Below are 15,606 nucleotides of genomic sequence, written 5' to 3' on the forward strand. Positions count from 1 at the left end.
AATGCGTATTATTAGCGTAATTTAATTGTCATGAGATCGTAAAAACCGCTTGGCATGTGGTGTTTTTAGGATAGAATAGAGAAAAATATTGAATTGCTCTCAATGCAGCTATTTTTTATTCATTTTATCGAAAAAGAGGCTTGCTAGTTTTTGCACATTAGCGTAAACTTCGCGCCCTATTGAAGAATATTTTAGTTGCGTCGATTTGAGGGCGCACAGACGGAGTTAATTATGTACGCGGTTTTCCAAAGTGGTGGTAAACAGCACCGTGTGACTGAAGGTCAAACAATTCGTCTTGAGAAATTAGACGTTGAAACTGGTGCAGCAGTTGAATTTGATTCAGTACTTTTAGTTGCTGATGGTGAGAAAATCGAGATCGGTGTACCGTTCGTAAACGGTGGTAAAGTAACAGCTGAGGTTGTTTCACACGGTCGCGGTGAGAAAGTTAAGATTGTTAAATTTAGACGTCGTAAGCATTCTCGTAAGCAAATGGGCCATCGTCAATGGTTCACTGAAGTTAAAATCACTGGCATTAGCGCTTAATTAGAGGTACTGAGAAATGGCACATAAAAAAGCAGCTGGTAGTACTCGTAACGGTCGCGATTCAGAAAGCAAACGCCTAGGTGTTAAGCGTTTTGGTGGCGAATCAGTTCTAGCGGGTAGCATCATTGTTCGTCAACGTGGTACTCGTTTCCACGCTGGCGCAAACGTAGGTATCGGTAAAGACCACACTATCTTCGCAAAAGCAGATGGTAAAGTTCAATTCGAACAGAAAGGTCCTTTAAACCGTAAATACGTAAATATCGTAGCTGAGTAATCATCTCGATATTTGAAAAACCCCGCCTTTGCGGGGTTTTTTGTTTTAAGGCGCATAATAGTGCGTATAAATATATACCTAAGCACCTTGGCATTGGGTGCTGAATAGGGCACTTAGGTATATAATAGAGTTATTAACAAGCCAATCTTAAAGTGAGTAATCATGAAGTTTGTAGATGAAGTAGAAATTCGTTGTGACGCGGGTGATGGCGGCAGCGGTGTCGTATCTTTCCGACGTGAAAAATATGTACCAGATGGCGGTCCTGATGGCGGCGACGGCGGCGATGGCGGCAGCGTTTATCTACAAGCCGATGAAAACTTAAATACGTTAATTGATTACCAATTTGAGCGTTTTCATAAAGCAGAGCGCGGCACAAATGGTCAAAGCCGTAACATGACTGGTAAAAAAGGCGCTGATTTAACGCTTAAAGTACCTGTGGGTACACGTATCATTGATGTTGATACTGAAGAGTCATTAGGTGATTTGACCAAGCATGGTCAAAAGGTTGTTGTTGCAAAAGGTGGTTTCCATGGCTTGGGGAATGCACGTTTTAAATCAAGTACAAACCGTGCGCCTCGTCAAAAAACACTAGGCACACCTGGTGAAGTTCGCAGCTTACGCCTAGAGCTAATGCTACTTGCGGATGTTGGCTTACTTGGTTTACCAAATGCCGGCAAATCAACGTTTATCCGCAGTGTTTCTGCAGCTAAACCAAAAGTGGCTGATTACCCGTTTACGACGCTTATTCCTAATCTTGGTGTAGTACGCCCAGACGCTAATAAGTCATTTGTAATTGCTGATATCCCTGGTCTAATCGAAGGGGCTTCAGATGGTGCTGGCCTGGGTATTCGCTTCTTAAAGCACTTAGAGCGTTGTCGTGTATTACTGCATATCATTGATGTTATGCCTGTTGATGGCACAAATCCTGTTGATAATGCCTTTGCGATTATTAATGAGCTGCACCAATACAGCCCTAAACTTGCTGAAAAGCCGCGCTGGTTAGTGTTTAACAAAATTGACCTATTACCAGAAGGTGAAGCTGAAGCCCTGTGTAATGAAATTGCCGAAGAGCTAGGTGAAGAGGCTAATGTTTACCGTATCTCTGCTGCGAATAAACAAAATACTCAAGCACTTTGTCATGACATTATGGCGCTACTTGATAGTATGCCGAAAGAGAAATTCGCTGAAGAAGAGAAAGAAGAAGTTGAATTTAAGTGGGATACTTATCATCAGAAAGCGACCTCTCAAGACGATGATGATTGGGATGACGACTGGGATGATGATGACTACGATGTAGAAGTTATCTACCAACGATAAAATTTAAAACTGAAAAGGAGCCATGCGCTCCTTTTTTATTAATAAGAAAAAAGTATTAAGGTTTAGTGTGAAAATTTCAATGATTGCTGCTATGGCAAATAACCGAGTAATTGGTCAAGACAACCAAATGCCATGGCATTTACCTGCCGATCTGCAACACTTTAAAAAAGTAACCATGGCAAAGCCTGTGATCATGGGCCGTAAAACGTTTGAATCAATAGGCCGCCCTTTGCCAGGCCGTCAAAATATTATTATCACGCGTAATGCTGATTATACCGCAGAGGGTATTGAGGTGGTTACTTCACCTGAGGCTGCGCTGGAATTGGTTGCTGATGTTGAAGAAGTAATGATTATAGGCGGTGGAAATATATACGAACAATTTCTATCTCAAGCAGATCGTCTATACTTAACATTCATCGACCTTGAAGTGGCCGGTGATACGCAGTTTCCAGATTACGAAAGTGTTGCTAATTGGACAGTTGTAGAGCAAGAACAGCATCAGCCTGATAACAAAAACTCTTACTCGTATACCTTTGTAACGCTGTATAAAAATTCGTAACATTATTGCGGTAAAAATAATTAGTTGGTACAATATTACACAATCTTGGTAAGAAGAAAGTATTACATAAGGGCAAAATATGATGAAGTTACCAAACATGTTACTTGCAGCGGTTGTTGTTTCAGCGTCAGTTGCGTATACAGCACCAGCAAAAGCTGATGATCAATTAGCGGTTTCAATCTGTGAGTACATCGCTGCTGATGATAAAAACCGTCTACGTAGTAAGCTGAAAAGCTCACGTGTGAAAATCCGTAATATCTTTGATGCTGTAAAATGTAATGGCAACAATATGCTTCGTCATGCAATTGAAAGCGGTGCTGCTGATGCTGGTGAATACATCGTTAAGAACTTATCTAAAAGTTCTTTAGAAGACGGTGCAGACATCGCATGGGCTGAATCAAACGGTCACGGTGGTTCACCACTAATTGCTGTTATTAAAGAGCGCGCAGGCCTTTAATTTAAACGCCAATAGAATTTAAGAAACCGCACTCGTTGCGGTTTTTTTGTGCCTGAATAACACCTTATAAAGTGAATACATATAAAAAAGCCGTGTTTGCTTTCACAAACACGGCTTCTATCTTTGTTAGATCGTAGCTCGTTTACAGCTTCTTAAACTTTAAACGCGTCTACCGATAAACGTAGTTCTTCGGCTAACTTAGCAACTTCTGAACTTGAAATATTGGTTTGGTTTGCGCCCTCAGCTGTTTGCTCTGCAATTGCCACAATTGACTCTAAGCGTTCGCTAATTTCTTGCGATACTTGTTGCTGTTCGTGAGCGGCTGTCGAGATCTCTTCACTTACATTATGAGCTTGTGCAACGGCTGCGGTGATTGAGTCAAGAGCTGTATTTGCAAGGTCTGATTGCTCAACACACGACTCAGCTTGTTGCTTACCTTTCGACATTGCCGATACAGCAGCCTCAGCGCCAACTTGAAGCGATTCAATCATAGCTTGAATCTCTTGGGTCGACTCTTGAGTCTTGCTTGCAAGAGAGCGTACTTCGTCAGCTACTACGGCGAAGCCTCGGCCTTGCTCACCGGCACGGGCTGCTTCAATGGCTGCATTAAGCGCGAGTAGGTTAGTTTGCTCAGCAATGCCACGAATAACATCTAAGATGCCACCGATTGATGCGCTATCTTTGTGTAGTTTATTGATAACTTGTGATGCATCATCCACTTCACGAGCAAGTTGTTCAATAGTCGCTTTATTTTGCGAAGAAATACCTTTAACACGGTCAGCTTCTTTATCTGCGTTCTTGATTTCACTTAGTGCTTGTTGAGCGCTACTGCTTACTGCTTGTGATGTGCTGCTCATTTCAGTGGTTGCTGTCGCAGCTTGTTCAACTTGCGCTTGTTGATTACGAATGGCCTGGCTAGATTCTTCAGTGATTGCTGAAGTCTCTTCAGAGGCTGCAGCAAGCTGTGTAGAGCGAGAGATAATGCCTTGAATAAGCGTACGTAAACTTTCGATTAGCGTATTACAACTACGCGATAGTTCCCCAAATTCGTCTTTTGCTGAATCGTCTAGACGTTGAGTCATATCGCCGCTAGCGACAATATCAAGAATACGGTTTACTTCAGAAAGCGGTTTAGTAATACGGCTAACAGTAATAGCTGCAACAGCAATGGCAATTAAAGTGGCGATAACCATGGCAATCCAAGTCCAAATGGTTGCCGTAGATACGTTCCCACTTACATCTTGCTGTAAGTCAAAAGCAAGGACCGTTGCTTGGTCAACAAGCTCTTTAAGTTGCTTTAGAGCTTCAGTGGTTGATTTTTCTGCATTAGCCAGCTCAGATTGAGTTTGTGCAATTGCATCAATGAGACGTTTTTTATTTGCTGATAAACTGTTGTTGCCGCGAACGTTGTCAGCAAGACTTTCAAAATAACCATTTAGGTCATTATATAAATCCGCATTATTATCAATGATAGCTGGACGGATAAGGCCAAGGCTTCGTTCAACTTCTTCTAGGTAATAAGTTTGTTCGTTTTTGATGATATCTAAGGTATTAAGCGTTTTAACCGTTAGCATGTCTGTGCTGTTAGTTACTACTGATTGGAAGTTATTTTCCATGTTATTGGCAGCTTGATAAGCACGCGAGTGGTTTTCTTCAAGACCATCAATATCAATAATATCAAGTACAACAGAGTTAGCATCTTCAGCACTTATCTCGATGTTTTCAAGCTGGGTGCGCAGTGTTTTGTTGAGCTCAAGTTGAGTTTGTTTGTCTGCAAAAAGGTTATCGACAGATTTAGCAAAGCGTTTATAAGTTTGTTCAACTTCTTGGCTGCTTTGTTTCAGTTTCGGATCGTTACTAACTACCTGTTGTAAATCTTGGTAGGAGTTATCGTAACGCTTTTTCTGTTCGTTAAAGTTTTTTCTAAGTGCAGCTAATTCATCTTGTGATGTAGTGTAAAAGCTCGCTTGCGCTGACTTACTCATCAAAATGAATTCAACTTGCAACTCATAACTTTTGTCGAGAGCCGGTAATGACAGCTGATTAACTCGCTGTGTCGATTGATCAATGTTGGTAATTCTGATCAACGAGTTACCACCAATAAATAGCAGGAGTAACGTAATAACAATAAAGCCACCCCAAATTCGCTGTCTAACGGTCAAGTTCATATGTAATTCCAGAAAATAGTACTAATCAATACTTATCGGCAAGGTTGCCAATTAGTTAAGTAATTAAATTTAATTAGCTTTAAATTAAATCAACTTTAATTTATATAAATCTAACAGATGTTCAGCTATTTTTCAGTTTATTTAGATAAAAGAGTGGGATTTTTCGACAAAACAGTCTTTTTTGCTGAGTTCCATGAGTGTCATTGCGCCTCCCCATACACAGCCAGTGTCGAGGGCATGAATATTTTCGGCGTTTACTTTACCTTCTAAAGCGGCCCAGTGACCAAATGTGATCTGTTGATTGAGTTCAGAAATATTCGGATGCTCGAACCAAGGTAGTATTGAGCTATCTTCACTAACGCTGGTTTTATTGCTGAAATCTAGCTCACCGAGCAAATTTACAAAACGCATACGAGTGAAGTAATTAACAATATAACGAAACTTGGCTTCATTACTCATCGTTGATTGCCATTCTAATGGATGGGAGTCATACATATTGGCAAAGTAATGATTGGCATCGCTACCTTGATAGCAACTTTCTGCAAAGCGAGCGCGCTTTAATGCTTTTTTAATCGACCAATTTGGATTTAAGCCGGCATGGCTTATTAGCATGTCGTAGCGTTCAAGCCACAAGGCTAAAGGCTGTTGTTGCAAAAAATGAATATATTCAGAGCGTTTTGGACTAGAAAAAACAGCATCAAGCTTATCTTTAGGATTTGCTGGTTTATTTAAATAATGACAGGCAATAAGGTGTAAGTCATGATTACCAAGGGTAATGGTCACACTGCCTTGCATTTTATAAAGACGCTCGAGGCAGGCGAGTGAGTCAGGGCCTCGAGCGACAATATCGCCAACTAAGTAAAGGTGATCTTGGCTTGGGTTGAAGTTGACACGTTTGAGTAACGTATCAAATTCACAGTAACAGCCTTGTAAGTCACCAATTGCGTAATCAGCCATTGTTACCTAGTGCAAAATGTTTGGACAGGCTAAACGAAAAACGTCGATTGGCGCTTCAAACTCAGTACCAAACTCGTTACGCATGGTGTAATGACCTTGCATTGTGCCAACCGGGGTATCAAGTACAGCACCACTGGTGTATTTATAGCTTTCGCCAGGAGCAATAGTGGGTGTTTCACCAACAACACCTTCGCCTTGTACCTCAACTTCTTTACCATTGGCATCGGTAATTAACCAATAACGACTTAAAAGCTTAGCGCTACATAAGCTGTGGTTTTTAATGGTGATTGAGTAAGCAAAAACGTATTTATCTTGTTCAGGCTCTGATTGACCTTCTACATAGAAGGTTTCAACCGAAACCTTAATTGGAGAACCTAAATTACTGCTTGTTGTCATAAATCCAATTAGCTATATCAATAAATTGTTGTAAAGATAGGCTTTCTGCACGAAGAGTGATATCAATACCTATACCTGTTAGTTCTTCAGCTGTAAGTAAGTTAGATAAGCTATTACGCAGTGTCTTACGACGTTGGTTAAAAGCTTCTAAACAAACGGTGTTTAATAACTTAGTACTTTTAGCTGAACGTTGTTCTGGCTTTTTAGGGATCAAGCGGATAACCGCTGAATCTACCTTAGGTGCAGGCTTAAAGCATTCAGGTGGCACATCAATCACTGGCATTGCGTGGCAGTAATACTGTGTCATCACACTTAAACGACCAAAGGCTTTACTGCCAGGGCCTGCTACCATTCGTTTGACAACTTCTTTTTGCAGCATAAAGTGCATGTGCTCAACATTATCTGCGAACTCAAATAAATGGAATAGCAGCGGGGTCGAAACGTTGTAAGGTAAGTTACCAAAAATCTTTAACTTTTCGTCAGACTTGATCAGAGAGCTGAAATCGAACTTCATTGCATCGCCTTGATGCACTGTTAATTTAGGCCCTAAAAATGGGTGGCTCGTTAAACGTTCTGCTAAGTCTTTATCTAGCTCAACAACAGTTAGATGGCCACTTAATTCAGCTACAGGCTCAGTGATTGCACCAAGGCCTGGGCCGATTTCTACTAAATTGTCTTCAGGTTTAGGATCAATAGCCGTGACGATTTTGTCGATGATCATGTCATCGTTTAAAAAGTTTTGACCAAAACGCTTACGAGCGCGGTGTCCTAAATGTACTTTATCTGTCATTGATTCTGTGCTTTTTCATGGGCGAGCTTAATTGCTTCGCGGATCGCTAATTCAAAACTACCTACATCAGCAGTACCAGTGCCAGCTAAATCTAGTGCCGTACCATGGTCTACTGAGGTGCGAATAAATGGCAGGCCAAGGGTAATGTTGACCGAATTGCCGAAACCTTTGTATTTTAGCACAGGTAATCCCTGATCGTGATACATTGCAAGCACAGCATCTGCTTGTGATAGATATTTATCTTGAAACAGGGTGTCAGCTGGCAATGGGCCAATTAAGTTCATACCCTGGTTATTCAGATGTTCTAAAGTTGGCGTTATGGTGTCAATTTCTTCAGTGCCTAAATGGCCATCTTCACCCGCATGCGGGTTGAGTCCACACACTAATATACGCGGCTTTTCAATACCAAACTTAGTTTGTAAGTCATGGTTTAAAATCGTAGCCACTTTACTTAAACGTTCAACAGTAATCGCACGAGACACATAAGCAAGTGGTATATGTGTTGTTACGAGTGCCACGCGTAAGCCTTCTGTTGCTAGCAACATAACTACATCGGCAGTATTTGATTGCTGTGCGAAATACTCAGTATGACCACTAAACGAGATACCCGCTTTGTTGATAATACCTTTATGGACAGGTCCTGTGACAACAGCTGCAAATGTACCATCCATGTTTTTTTCGCTGGCGATACGTAGCGTATCCAACACGTATTGACCGTTAGCGTCATTAAGTACGCCGACTTCAACGTCAGTGCCTAAATCCACTTGATGTAAGTAAACACTGCCAGCAGGTGCAAGGCTTGGCGCTTTGCTATCATCAAACTCAATTAAGTTGATATCTAAGCCAAGTAATTTGGCGCGCTGTTTTAAAAGCGCACCATCAGCAATCACCACCAGTTGGGCATCCCACTGGTGCTGCGCTAACTTGATAAGTAAATCAGGGCCAATACCGGCTGGCTCACCTGGGGTAATTGCGATTCTAATGGTCATAATTTTTATTCTGTTGGGAAAATATCAACGTGCGCTTGCTCACGCATTTCTTGCTGCCAGTTGAAACTTTCTTCTTTAAATTTACGATTAAACAGTAGCTGATGTGCGCGGTTGCGCTTAGCTTGTTCAGTTTTATCTGCTACACGCTTGTCAAGAAGCTGTACAATGTGCCAACCGAATTGAGTTCTGAATGGCTCACTGATTTCATTTTTATCTAGAGAAAGTAAAGTATTTTTGAATTCTGGTACATAAGTACTTGGATCAGTCCAATCATATTCACCACCTTTCAATGCTGAACCTGGATCTTCAGAGTATTCTTTAGCAAGTTCGCCAAAATCTGCTTTGCCTTCACGTAGATCTTTTGCAAAGCCTTTTAGCATGTCACGGGCTTTTTCTTCACTTAAAATTATTGATGGTTTAATTAGAATATGGCGTGAACGAACTTCAGTCGTTTCAACTACTTGGCGGCCACGAACATCTTGCACTTTGATAATGTGGAAACCTGCACCTGAACGTAGAGGGCCAACGATATCGTCTTTTTTATGGCCTTTTACCGCTTCAGCAAACAGCGATGGCATTTCGTTGATACCCATCCAACCTAGCTGACCACCTTCAAGTGCTTTTGAGCCACTTGAAGATGAAATAGCGATACGCTTAAACTCTTTGCCTTCTTTTAAAAACTCGATAACCTTTTCTGCTCGAGTTTTAGCACTCGCGATTTCATCTGCTGACGCATCACTAGGAATATCAATCAAGATGTGACCGATATCGTATTCTTCGGCACTTTTGCCTTGGGTTTCCATGATTTTTAGAAGATTATCGATTTCTTGCGGGCTGATATAAATACGACGGTCAACGTTCGCACGCATGACTTGTTGCGTGGTGATTTCTTTACGAATTTCTTCACGGTAAGCTGTATAGCTTTCACCTGCTGCTTCGATAGTACGGCGTAAATCCGCAATTGTACCGCCTTGCTCACGAGCCATGTTTTCAAGTGTTTGGTCTAACTGAGAGTCAGAGATCTCTAAACCCATTCGCTCAGCAAGTTGCATCATCAGAGTTTGGTTTACTAAACGCTCAATAGCTTGAATTCGAAGCGTGTCATCAGACGGTAACTCTTGACCTTGCTCTGCTGCTTGAGTTTTTACACGGTTGATAATGGTGTCGACTTCACTTTGTAGAATAACACCTTGGTTAACAACACCAACGACTTTGTCAATTTCGACAGGTGTTGCGAAAACGCTTTGGCATAGGCCAACTGTTAATAATGCAGATGCTAATAATTTTTTTAAATTCATACTTTTTCTAATACTCTTGCTAATAGTACTGCGGTACTAGTTATTAAGAAAATACGGTCTACGATAGCCAAAAATACCTTGTTGTAATAATTTTTGTGCATCATAACGGCTTTTACTTCCAAGCCCTTTTAATACGATATTGAAGCCAATACTGGTATCAAAAGTTGCTTGTTCTTGACCAATCGCCTGGTTCAAATCTGTTTCGATTTGACGACGGCCTGTGATTTGAAACGCCCAACAGCAGGATTCATACTGAAGACCGCTGAAAACTTCAATACTACGACCGCTTTCTAAATCGCGGTGGTAGCTACCAACAAACTGCCAATCTTGCGATAGCGGAATGCTTGTAAATAAACCAATTTGCTCGATTGTATTGCCTGAGACATCATTTGCATAGCGATGGTTCAATTGCACGAGCTGTTTATCGTCACCTTTATAATCTAAGGTGATATTTGATTGAATAATATCTTTGCCGTCAGTGTCGTACTGAATCCCACCTGATAAATACCAGCGACGGTGCCAATGTAACATGGTTTGCGCTGCGAACAAGGCATTGTAGTTAGTATCAACATTAATGCCTTGTGTTGTAGGTTTTGCGTCATTACTTAAATAAAAGATTTGTCCGGCACTAAAGTTAAATACTTCTTCGTTTTCATTGCTAAATAAGCGGGTTGTCGCACCTAACGTAAATTGGTTCGCAGTGGCAATACGGTCGATGCTTGAGAATCGACGGTCTCTAAATAAACCAAAAAAGTCGTCTTGTAATTTTGTTGTATCGTAAAGGCCAATGTTTGATTGGTCTTTATTAGGGGTGTACAAATACTGAATTTGTGGTTCAAGTGTTTGAATACCATCTTTAAAGAAAAACCCAGTATCACGTTCAAAATTTAATTGGCTGTATAAACGCACTTTTGGCAGAGTACGCGTGACCTTTTCGTCGTAGTCGGTTCCTGTTAAATCACCATGCTGGTTATATTCTGTATGCAGTAAACTGAATTCAGATAAAAATGACCATGCATATTCTTGGTAACCAAAGCTTGCTTTCGGTTCGATATGAACACGACTTGCTTCATCAATGACTGCGTTATCATTAGTGAAATAGCTAAGCTCACCATCAAGGGTTAAATCAACGCCATAAAAATCATACGCATCAGTTTGCGAAAAGCTAATTTGTGGCAGTGCCGCGTATGACTCGCGGTGATCACCAAGTACTTCAAAACTTTGCAACTTGATATTGGTACGCCAAGTGTCACCTAAGTGAGTTAGTGAACCTGTGCGGTATAACTGAGTATCTGTGCGAGTCGCATAACCAGAATTTAAATCAGTTAAGTAGTTATCATCACTAACGTTAGTAATATCTATATTACCGCGCCAGTTTTCACCAAAGTAGCTTTGCTGCTGCCAATGGAATAGATAACGCGAGTCAACATTTGGTTCTTCATCATCTTTATCTAAGTATTCAACAGCAATAAGACCGTTGTTTTGCTCCGTTAAATAACGAAATTCACCAATAATCTGTAAACCGCGCTTTGACATATAGCGAGGCGTAATGGTGGCGTCGTAATTAGGTGCAATATTCCAGTAATACGGTGTGATGGTTTCAATACCGTAGCGGCCTGAACTTGAGAAGTTAGGTGTTAATAAGCCTGATTTACGGCGGTCATCTAATGGAAACGTAAAATAGGGAATATAAAGAACCGGCGTATCAAATACCCGTAATACGGTATTGTGGGTTTCGCCCCAACCATCTTCACTGGATAGATCAATTTCGTCAGCTTCAATTGCCCACACCGGTGTTTCGCCCGGGCAGGTAGTAAAGCTTGCGTTCATCAGGTTTAAGCCAGACTCGTTTACTGTTAGTTTTTCTGCGCCACCATGACCAAGTTGGTCGGTGAGCTTATAATCAGCACCAAGCAAGCTTAATTCAGAATTATTTAAATCCGCATTGAGCCCAGAACTATTAATTTGGCTTACTTTATCGCGATAAACGATAGGGCCGGTTGCATTAAGTAACCCACGTTGTTTGTCAATCAGTGCACTTTGTGCGGACAAATTCATCGTTAGGGTGTTAATATCTACATTACCGGTAAATTCTGCGCTTTGGGTACCCAATAGTTCAATATCATCTGATTTGATATCGATCATATTAAGTTCAAGGCCAGGGAGCGGTTGCCAAGCTCTGGTTTGCATTGAAGTGCCACAAAGATTGTGTGTCAGTTCAGTTTCGGCGAACGATGGTGCGCTAAGTACGCTTAGCATCATTATGCCCCAGGTTTTGCTCATTTAATGACCTTAATGCTCTTTGGTTGGATATAAGCTAGACATAATAAAGGAAAACAATGGCAAATACAGTAATTGACTTAGTGAAAAATAGATATCTTACTAAATGAATCGTTATAAAAGTTTACAGCAGTTTTTAAATCCTCATTTTAAAGAGGATGAATATCAATTAGCCGCCATCACTGGGGATGCGAGCTTTCGCCGTTATTTCCGCGTAAATACAAGTGAACAGAGCTATATCGTCATGGACTCAGACCCCAATAAATTAGATAACACGCCTTATATAGAACTCAATAAAGTGTTTTCTCAACATGGCTTTAAATTACCAAAAATTCTTCAAGCAGATGAAAAGCAAGGTTTCTTCTTATTGAGTGATTTAGGCAATACTCATTTGGCCGATTTACTGGGCGACGAAGACCGCACTTTACACTACAAACATTTAATAAAGTTAAGTGCACAATGGGCGCAAATCCCACCTGCCCAACATATGAAAGTATTTGATGGTGAGTTTTTACAGTTTGAACTGAGCATTTTTAGAGATTGGTTAGTTGATAACTTTATTGGTGAGCAACTTTCTGTTGATGAACAGCAAATGTGGCAACAGGCTTGTGAGCTATTAGTTAATAATGCCCTTGAACAACCGATTGTTACGGTTCACCGAGACTTCCATAGCCGTAATATTATGCGCACAGGACAGCAATGGGCGATCATTGATTATCAAGATGCCGTACAAGGGCCAGTGTGTTATGACCTTGTTTCGTTATTAAGAGATTGCTATTTTAAGTTGCCAGAGCAAGAGCTAGATTACCTTTTACATTACGCTTATGACGAATTTTGCGAGCAAAAGCTTTTGCAAGACATCTCATTTACGATGTTTAAACGTTGGTTTGATTTAACTGGCGTGCAGCGTCATTTAAAAGCGGCAGGTATATTTTGCCGTTTGAAATTGCGTGACGGTAAGTCTGGCTATTTGAGTAATGTACTGCCAACCCTTACATACATCAGTAATGTCAGTAAAGAATACCCAGAGTTAACAGCCCTTGGCCAGTGGATAGAGCAGATAATTATTCCACAGACTAAGCAGCGTTTAACAAAAGAGATGAAATGAAAGCAATGATCCTAGCGGCAGGGCGCGGTAAGCGCATGATGCCGCTAACAGAAACGATGCCAAAGCCGATGCTAAAGATTAACGGCAAGCCATTATTAGAGCATCATATTAATAACTTACGCCAAGCAGGCATTACCGATATTGTCATTAACCTTGCTTGGCAAGGTGACAAAATAACAGAGTATTTTGCTGATGGTTCGCAGTTTGGTGTATCGATCACTTACAGCCAAGAGCGGGCTGGGGGTCTTGAAACCGCCGGTGGTATTATTCAAGCATTGCCGTTATTGGGTGAGCAATTTATTGTCATCAATGGTGATGTGTTTACTGATTACGATGTTACTTCGTTGATGCAGCTTCATCTGCAAGCAGGGGAGGCGCATATTGTCCTTGTTGAAAATCCTGCTCATAATCCTGATGGTGATTTTGCTCTAAGTCATCTAAGCCCAGATAGTCAAAAGTATACTTTTTCGGGTATAAGCCGCTATCATGTTGATTTTTTTGAAGGTCTCAGCGCAGGTATTCGTCCACTTGGGCCCATTTTGAGAGAAAAACTCACAGAGCATCAAGTTTCTACTGAGCTTTATTTAGGTCAGTGGGATGATATTGGCACGCCTGCCAGACTCGATGAAATAAATCAGCGTTTCACTTTGTAATAACAACAGAGGTTTGCCAAATTATGTGGGGAAAAGTACTCGGTTTTTGTTTTGGCTTTATGTTTGGCAAGTTTATTGGTGCCTTACTAGGTTTATACCTAGGCCATATGTTCGATCGCAGTTTAAAACAAGACTTTGATAAAGCAGGTGGTTTTTCTGGTTTGTTTAAAGGCGATGACATTAACGAACGCCAAGCACTTTTCTTTTCTAGCTGTTTTGCAGTGATGGGGCATATTGCCAAATCGAATGGTCGCGTTAGTGAAACGCATATTCGTGCTGCAAGTTTGTTTATGGACGAAATGGGCCTATCGGGCGATGAGCGCCGTGAAGCTCAAGATGCCTTTCGTAGCGGTAAAGAAACGGACTTTTCATTAAAAGAAACCGTTCATGACTTTAAGGAGCGCTTTGCCCGACGTCATGATTTATTGCAATTATTCCTCGAAATACAAATTCAAATGGCCTTTTCTGATGGCCACCTTGCAGAGCAAGAAAAGCAGCTCTTGCAAGAGGTGAGTAAGCAGCTTGGTATTTCGCGCACTCAGTTCGGATTTTTATTAAAGCGCTACCAAGCCGAATTTGCGTTTCGCCAGCAACAACAGCGCTTTTATGAGCAGCAACGTCAACAAAGCCAGCAAAATCGCAGCAGTCATAGTGAACAAAGAGGGCACAGTGTGCCACCCAATAATGGTATGAATCGCGCGCAAGCTTTGGCTCTTTTAGGCTTAAACAATGATGCTTCTGCGCGAGATATTAAAGTAGCCTATCGCAAACTCATGGCTCAGCATCACCCCGATAAGCTGGTATCGCAAGGTTTACCAAAACATATGATGGAAGTCGCAGTAAAGAAAAGCCAAGATATTCAAGCAGCCTATGAGTATTTAAAAAAGGCGGCGTAGGAAGCCATCAACTTCTTTGAGCAGCCTCTCGTGCTGCTCAGGCTCTGAAGGCACACCAAATAACTCTCTTTGTCGGTAGTCATATTTTGCGTGTTTTCTTACCCAGCGTTTCCTGTCTTTTACGCTTTGCAGCGTGTCAGGGTTACCCTCACTATAGAAAATATCTAATAACGGTGGGCTGATGGTCGATAGCGTAGCATTGAGATGCTGGTTACGAATACTGTTGGGTAAATAACTCCCTAAGCTAATAAAGGCGTTAAGTTCGTTATTTGGAAAGCTAGCATAGTGCTCAATTAATAGCCCCGCACTGGCACCTTGAGCCACAACAACTATGTTGCCGCCCTCATCCATTGCACTGTTATACAAGGCATTGAACCTGGCTATTAACTTTAACTTGTAATCATCAAGCACAGCTTCACTAATATTGGGTGCACCTGTAACAAAATGAGGCGCTTGTTGTGCTTGGGCTGGCGTGGCAGGAGCAGTTTGTTCATCGCTTTGCGTAGTTGACTCTTCAGCGTCTTCAGAGCTCTCAGATGGCTCAGGCATTGCCATGTCAGCAGGGTGCCAATCAATGTCTGGCATAGTCATGGCAAGAGTTGCATAGCCAATTTCATTTAACTGTTTACGTAAAAAGTTAATGCCAGCATTGTTTGTTGGTAAGTGCTGCCAATCGGGAATAATGAGCACAATTCCACGTTGACTTGCAGCCATCGATTGACGATATAAGCTGATAAACTCATCTTCACCAGCAAGCAGGGGACGCACTTCGTCAGTTGGTAAAAAACGTTGAATATCATTTGTGACCAAGCTTGACCAAGGCGTCGGTTTGATAAAGTCGGCTGCATTCACGCTGCTAATCAACGCAAAACAGGCTGCGTAAACTAAGCGATGTGAGGATTTTAAATTCATGCCGATATT

At 41.4% G+C, this 15,606-nt stretch carries 16 protein-coding genes; 8 read left to right on the forward strand and 8 right to left on the reverse strand.

Translation table 11 applies throughout. From position 1 onward, the window contains the following. Nucleotides 1-231: 231 nt before the first annotated feature. The 5 genes from rplU to J8Z25_RS03200 all read left to right on the forward strand — a co-directional run bounded on the left by rplU (nt 232) and on the right by J8Z25_RS03200 (nt 3,150). Nucleotides 232-543: a 50S ribosomal protein L21 gene (rplU, locus tag J8Z25_RS03180; RefSeq protein ID WP_036965957.1), complete on the forward strand. Its 312-nt coding sequence runs from the start codon at nt 232-234 to the stop codon at nt 541-543. 16 nt (nt 544-559) lie between these two features. Next, nucleotides 560-817, forward strand: coding sequence for a 50S ribosomal protein L27 (gene rpmA, locus J8Z25_RS03185; RefSeq protein WP_054551015.1), 258 nt, complete (start codon nt 560-562; stop codon nt 815-817). Nucleotides 818-979: 162 nt separating this feature from the next. Then, on the forward strand, nt 980-2,134 hold the full coding sequence (gene cgtA / locus J8Z25_RS03190) for an Obg family GTPase CgtA (RefSeq protein WP_130049689.1): 1,155 nt from the start codon (nt 980-982) through the stop codon (nt 2,132-2,134). 79 nt (nt 2,135-2,213) lie between these two features. Continuing rightward, a complete protein-coding gene (folA, locus tag J8Z25_RS03195) occupies nt 2,214-2,693 on the forward strand; it encodes a type 3 dihydrofolate reductase (RefSeq protein WP_130052201.1) in 480 nt (159 codons plus the stop codon). A gap of 79 nt (nt 2,694-2,772) precedes the next feature. After that, nucleotides 2,773-3,150 carry a DUF3718 domain-containing protein gene (locus J8Z25_RS03200; protein WP_130049688.1) on the forward strand — a complete coding sequence of 126 codons (378 nt, stop codon included), beginning with the start codon at nt 2,773-2,775 and terminating at the stop codon, nt 3,148-3,150. 152 nt (nt 3,151-3,302) lie between these two features. Here J8Z25_RS03200 and J8Z25_RS03205 read toward each other — a convergent pair whose 3' ends face one another. The 7 genes from J8Z25_RS03205 to lptD form a co-directional block, all read right to left on the reverse strand. Beyond that, complete coding sequence (locus J8Z25_RS03205) at nt 3,303-5,318, reverse strand: methyl-accepting chemotaxis protein (protein ID WP_130049687.1); 2,016 nt, start codon at nt 5,316-5,318, stop codon at nt 3,303-3,305. Between the two features lie 141 nt (nt 5,319-5,459). Next, nucleotides 5,460-6,275, reverse strand: coding sequence for a symmetrical bis(5'-nucleosyl)-tetraphosphatase (locus tag J8Z25_RS03210; protein ID WP_130049686.1), 816 nt, complete (start codon nt 6,273-6,275; stop codon nt 5,460-5,462). A gap of 6 nt (nt 6,276-6,281) precedes the next feature. Beyond that, complete coding sequence (gene apaG, locus J8Z25_RS03215) at nt 6,282-6,671, reverse strand: Co2+/Mg2+ efflux facilitator ApaG/CorD (RefSeq protein WP_130049685.1); 390 nt, start codon at nt 6,669-6,671, stop codon at nt 6,282-6,284. Next, the gene (gene rsmA, locus J8Z25_RS03220; RefSeq protein WP_130049684.1) at nt 6,655-7,461 is read right to left on the reverse strand and encodes a 16S rRNA (adenine(1518)-N(6)/adenine(1519)-N(6))-dimethyltransferase RsmA; all 807 of its coding nucleotides are present in this window, start codon (nt 7,459-7,461) and stop codon (nt 6,655-6,657) included. The genes apaG and rsmA overlap by 17 nt, the downstream gene beginning before the upstream one ends. Then, complete coding sequence (gene pdxA / locus J8Z25_RS03225) at nt 7,458-8,450, reverse strand: 4-hydroxythreonine-4-phosphate dehydrogenase PdxA (RefSeq protein WP_130049683.1); 993 nt, start codon at nt 8,448-8,450, stop codon at nt 7,458-7,460. Before pdxA ends, rsmA begins: the two co-directional genes overlap by 4 nt. Before the next feature lie 5 nt (nt 8,451-8,455). After that, entirely contained in the window at nt 8,456-9,748 is a 1,293-nt protein-coding gene (gene surA, locus J8Z25_RS03230; protein ID WP_130049682.1) for a peptidylprolyl isomerase SurA, read from the reverse strand. A gap of 36 nt (nt 9,749-9,784) precedes the next feature. Beyond that, entirely contained in the window at nt 9,785-12,031 is a 2,247-nt protein-coding gene (gene lptD, locus J8Z25_RS03235) for an LPS assembly protein LptD (protein ID WP_250661674.1), read from the reverse strand. 103 nt (nt 12,032-12,134) lie between these two features. On the opposite strand from lptD, the gene J8Z25_RS03240 reads away from it, so the two are divergent. From J8Z25_RS03240 to djlA, 3 genes are read left to right on the forward strand one after another with little or no spacing between them, the layout of a single operon-like run. Further along, the gene (locus J8Z25_RS03240; protein WP_130049680.1) at nt 12,135-13,136 is read left to right on the forward strand and encodes an aminoglycoside phosphotransferase family protein; all 1,002 of its coding nucleotides are present in this window, start codon (nt 12,135-12,137) and stop codon (nt 13,134-13,136) included. After that, nucleotides 13,133-13,789 carry an N-acetylmuramate alpha-1-phosphate uridylyltransferase MurU gene (gene murU, locus J8Z25_RS03245; RefSeq protein ID WP_239977222.1) on the forward strand — a complete coding sequence of 219 codons (657 nt, stop codon included), beginning with the start codon at nt 13,133-13,135 and terminating at the stop codon, nt 13,787-13,789. The genes J8Z25_RS03240 and murU overlap by 4 nt, the downstream gene beginning before the upstream one ends. A 23-nt stretch (nt 13,790-13,812) precedes the next feature. Further along, nucleotides 13,813-14,685, forward strand: a complete 873-nt coding sequence (djlA, locus tag J8Z25_RS03250; RefSeq protein ID WP_167658207.1) for a co-chaperone DjlA — start codon at nt 13,813-13,815, stop codon at nt 14,683-14,685. Here djlA and J8Z25_RS03255 read toward each other — a convergent pair. Next, nucleotides 14,668-15,597, reverse strand: coding sequence for a DUF3530 family protein (locus tag J8Z25_RS03255; protein WP_130049677.1), 930 nt, complete (start codon nt 15,595-15,597; stop codon nt 14,668-14,670). The genes djlA and J8Z25_RS03255 overlap by 18 nt on opposite strands. Between the last annotated feature and the right edge of the window lie 9 nt (nt 15,598-15,606).

Source organism: Pseudoalteromonas sp. SCSIO 43101, assembly GCF_023650775.1.
Taxonomy (GTDB): domain Bacteria; phylum Pseudomonadota; class Gammaproteobacteria; order Enterobacterales; family Alteromonadaceae; genus Pseudoalteromonas; species Pseudoalteromonas apostichopi.

What these genes read in the sequence shown, in the direction of transcription:
- rplU (WP_036965957.1), top strand. Translation starts at nt 232, where the DNA reads ATGTACGCGGTTTTCCAAAGTGGTGGTAAACAGCACCGTGTGACTGAA.
- rpmA (WP_054551015.1), top strand. Translation starts at nt 560, where the DNA reads ATGGCACATAAAAAAGCAGCTGGTAGTACTCGTAACGGTCGCGATTCA.
- cgtA (WP_130049689.1), top strand. Translation starts at nt 980, where the DNA reads ATGAAGTTTGTAGATGAAGTAGAAATTCGTTGTGACGCGGGTGATGGC.
- folA (WP_130052201.1), top strand. Translation starts at nt 2,214, where the DNA reads ATGATTGCTGCTATGGCAAATAACCGAGTAATTGGTCAAGACAACCAA.
- J8Z25_RS03200 (WP_130049688.1), top strand. Translation starts at nt 2,773, where the DNA reads ATGATGAAGTTACCAAACATGTTACTTGCAGCGGTTGTTGTTTCAGCG.
- J8Z25_RS03205 (WP_130049687.1), bottom strand. Translation starts at nt 5,318, where the DNA reads ATGAACTTGACCGTTAGACAGCGAATTTGGGGTGGCTTTATTGTTATT.
- J8Z25_RS03210 (WP_130049686.1), bottom strand. Translation starts at nt 6,275, where the DNA reads ATGGCTGATTACGCAATTGGTGACTTACAAGGCTGTTACTGTGAATTT.
- apaG (WP_130049685.1), bottom strand. Translation starts at nt 6,671, where the DNA reads ATGACAACAAGCAGTAATTTAGGTTCTCCAATTAAGGTTTCGGTTGAA.
- rsmA (WP_130049684.1), bottom strand. Translation starts at nt 7,461, where the DNA reads ATGACAGATAAAGTACATTTAGGACACCGCGCTCGTAAGCGTTTTGGT.
- pdxA (WP_130049683.1), bottom strand. Translation starts at nt 8,450, where the DNA reads ATGACCATTAGAATCGCAATTACCCCAGGTGAGCCAGCCGGTATTGGC.
- surA (WP_130049682.1), bottom strand. Translation starts at nt 9,748, where the DNA reads ATGAATTTAAAAAAATTATTAGCATCTGCATTATTAACAGTTGGCCTA.
- lptD (WP_250661674.1), bottom strand. Translation starts at nt 12,031, where the DNA reads ATGAGCAAAACCTGGGGCATAATGATGCTAAGCGTACTTAGCGCACCA.
- J8Z25_RS03240 (WP_130049680.1), top strand. Translation starts at nt 12,135, where the DNA reads ATGAATCGTTATAAAAGTTTACAGCAGTTTTTAAATCCTCATTTTAAA.
- murU (WP_239977222.1), top strand. Translation starts at nt 13,133, where the DNA reads ATGAAAGCAATGATCCTAGCGGCAGGGCGCGGTAAGCGCATGATGCCG.
- djlA (WP_167658207.1), top strand. Translation starts at nt 13,813, where the DNA reads ATGTGGGGAAAAGTACTCGGTTTTTGTTTTGGCTTTATGTTTGGCAAG.
- J8Z25_RS03255 (WP_130049677.1), bottom strand. Translation starts at nt 15,597, where the DNA reads ATGAATTTAAAATCCTCACATCGCTTAGTTTACGCAGCCTGTTTTGCG.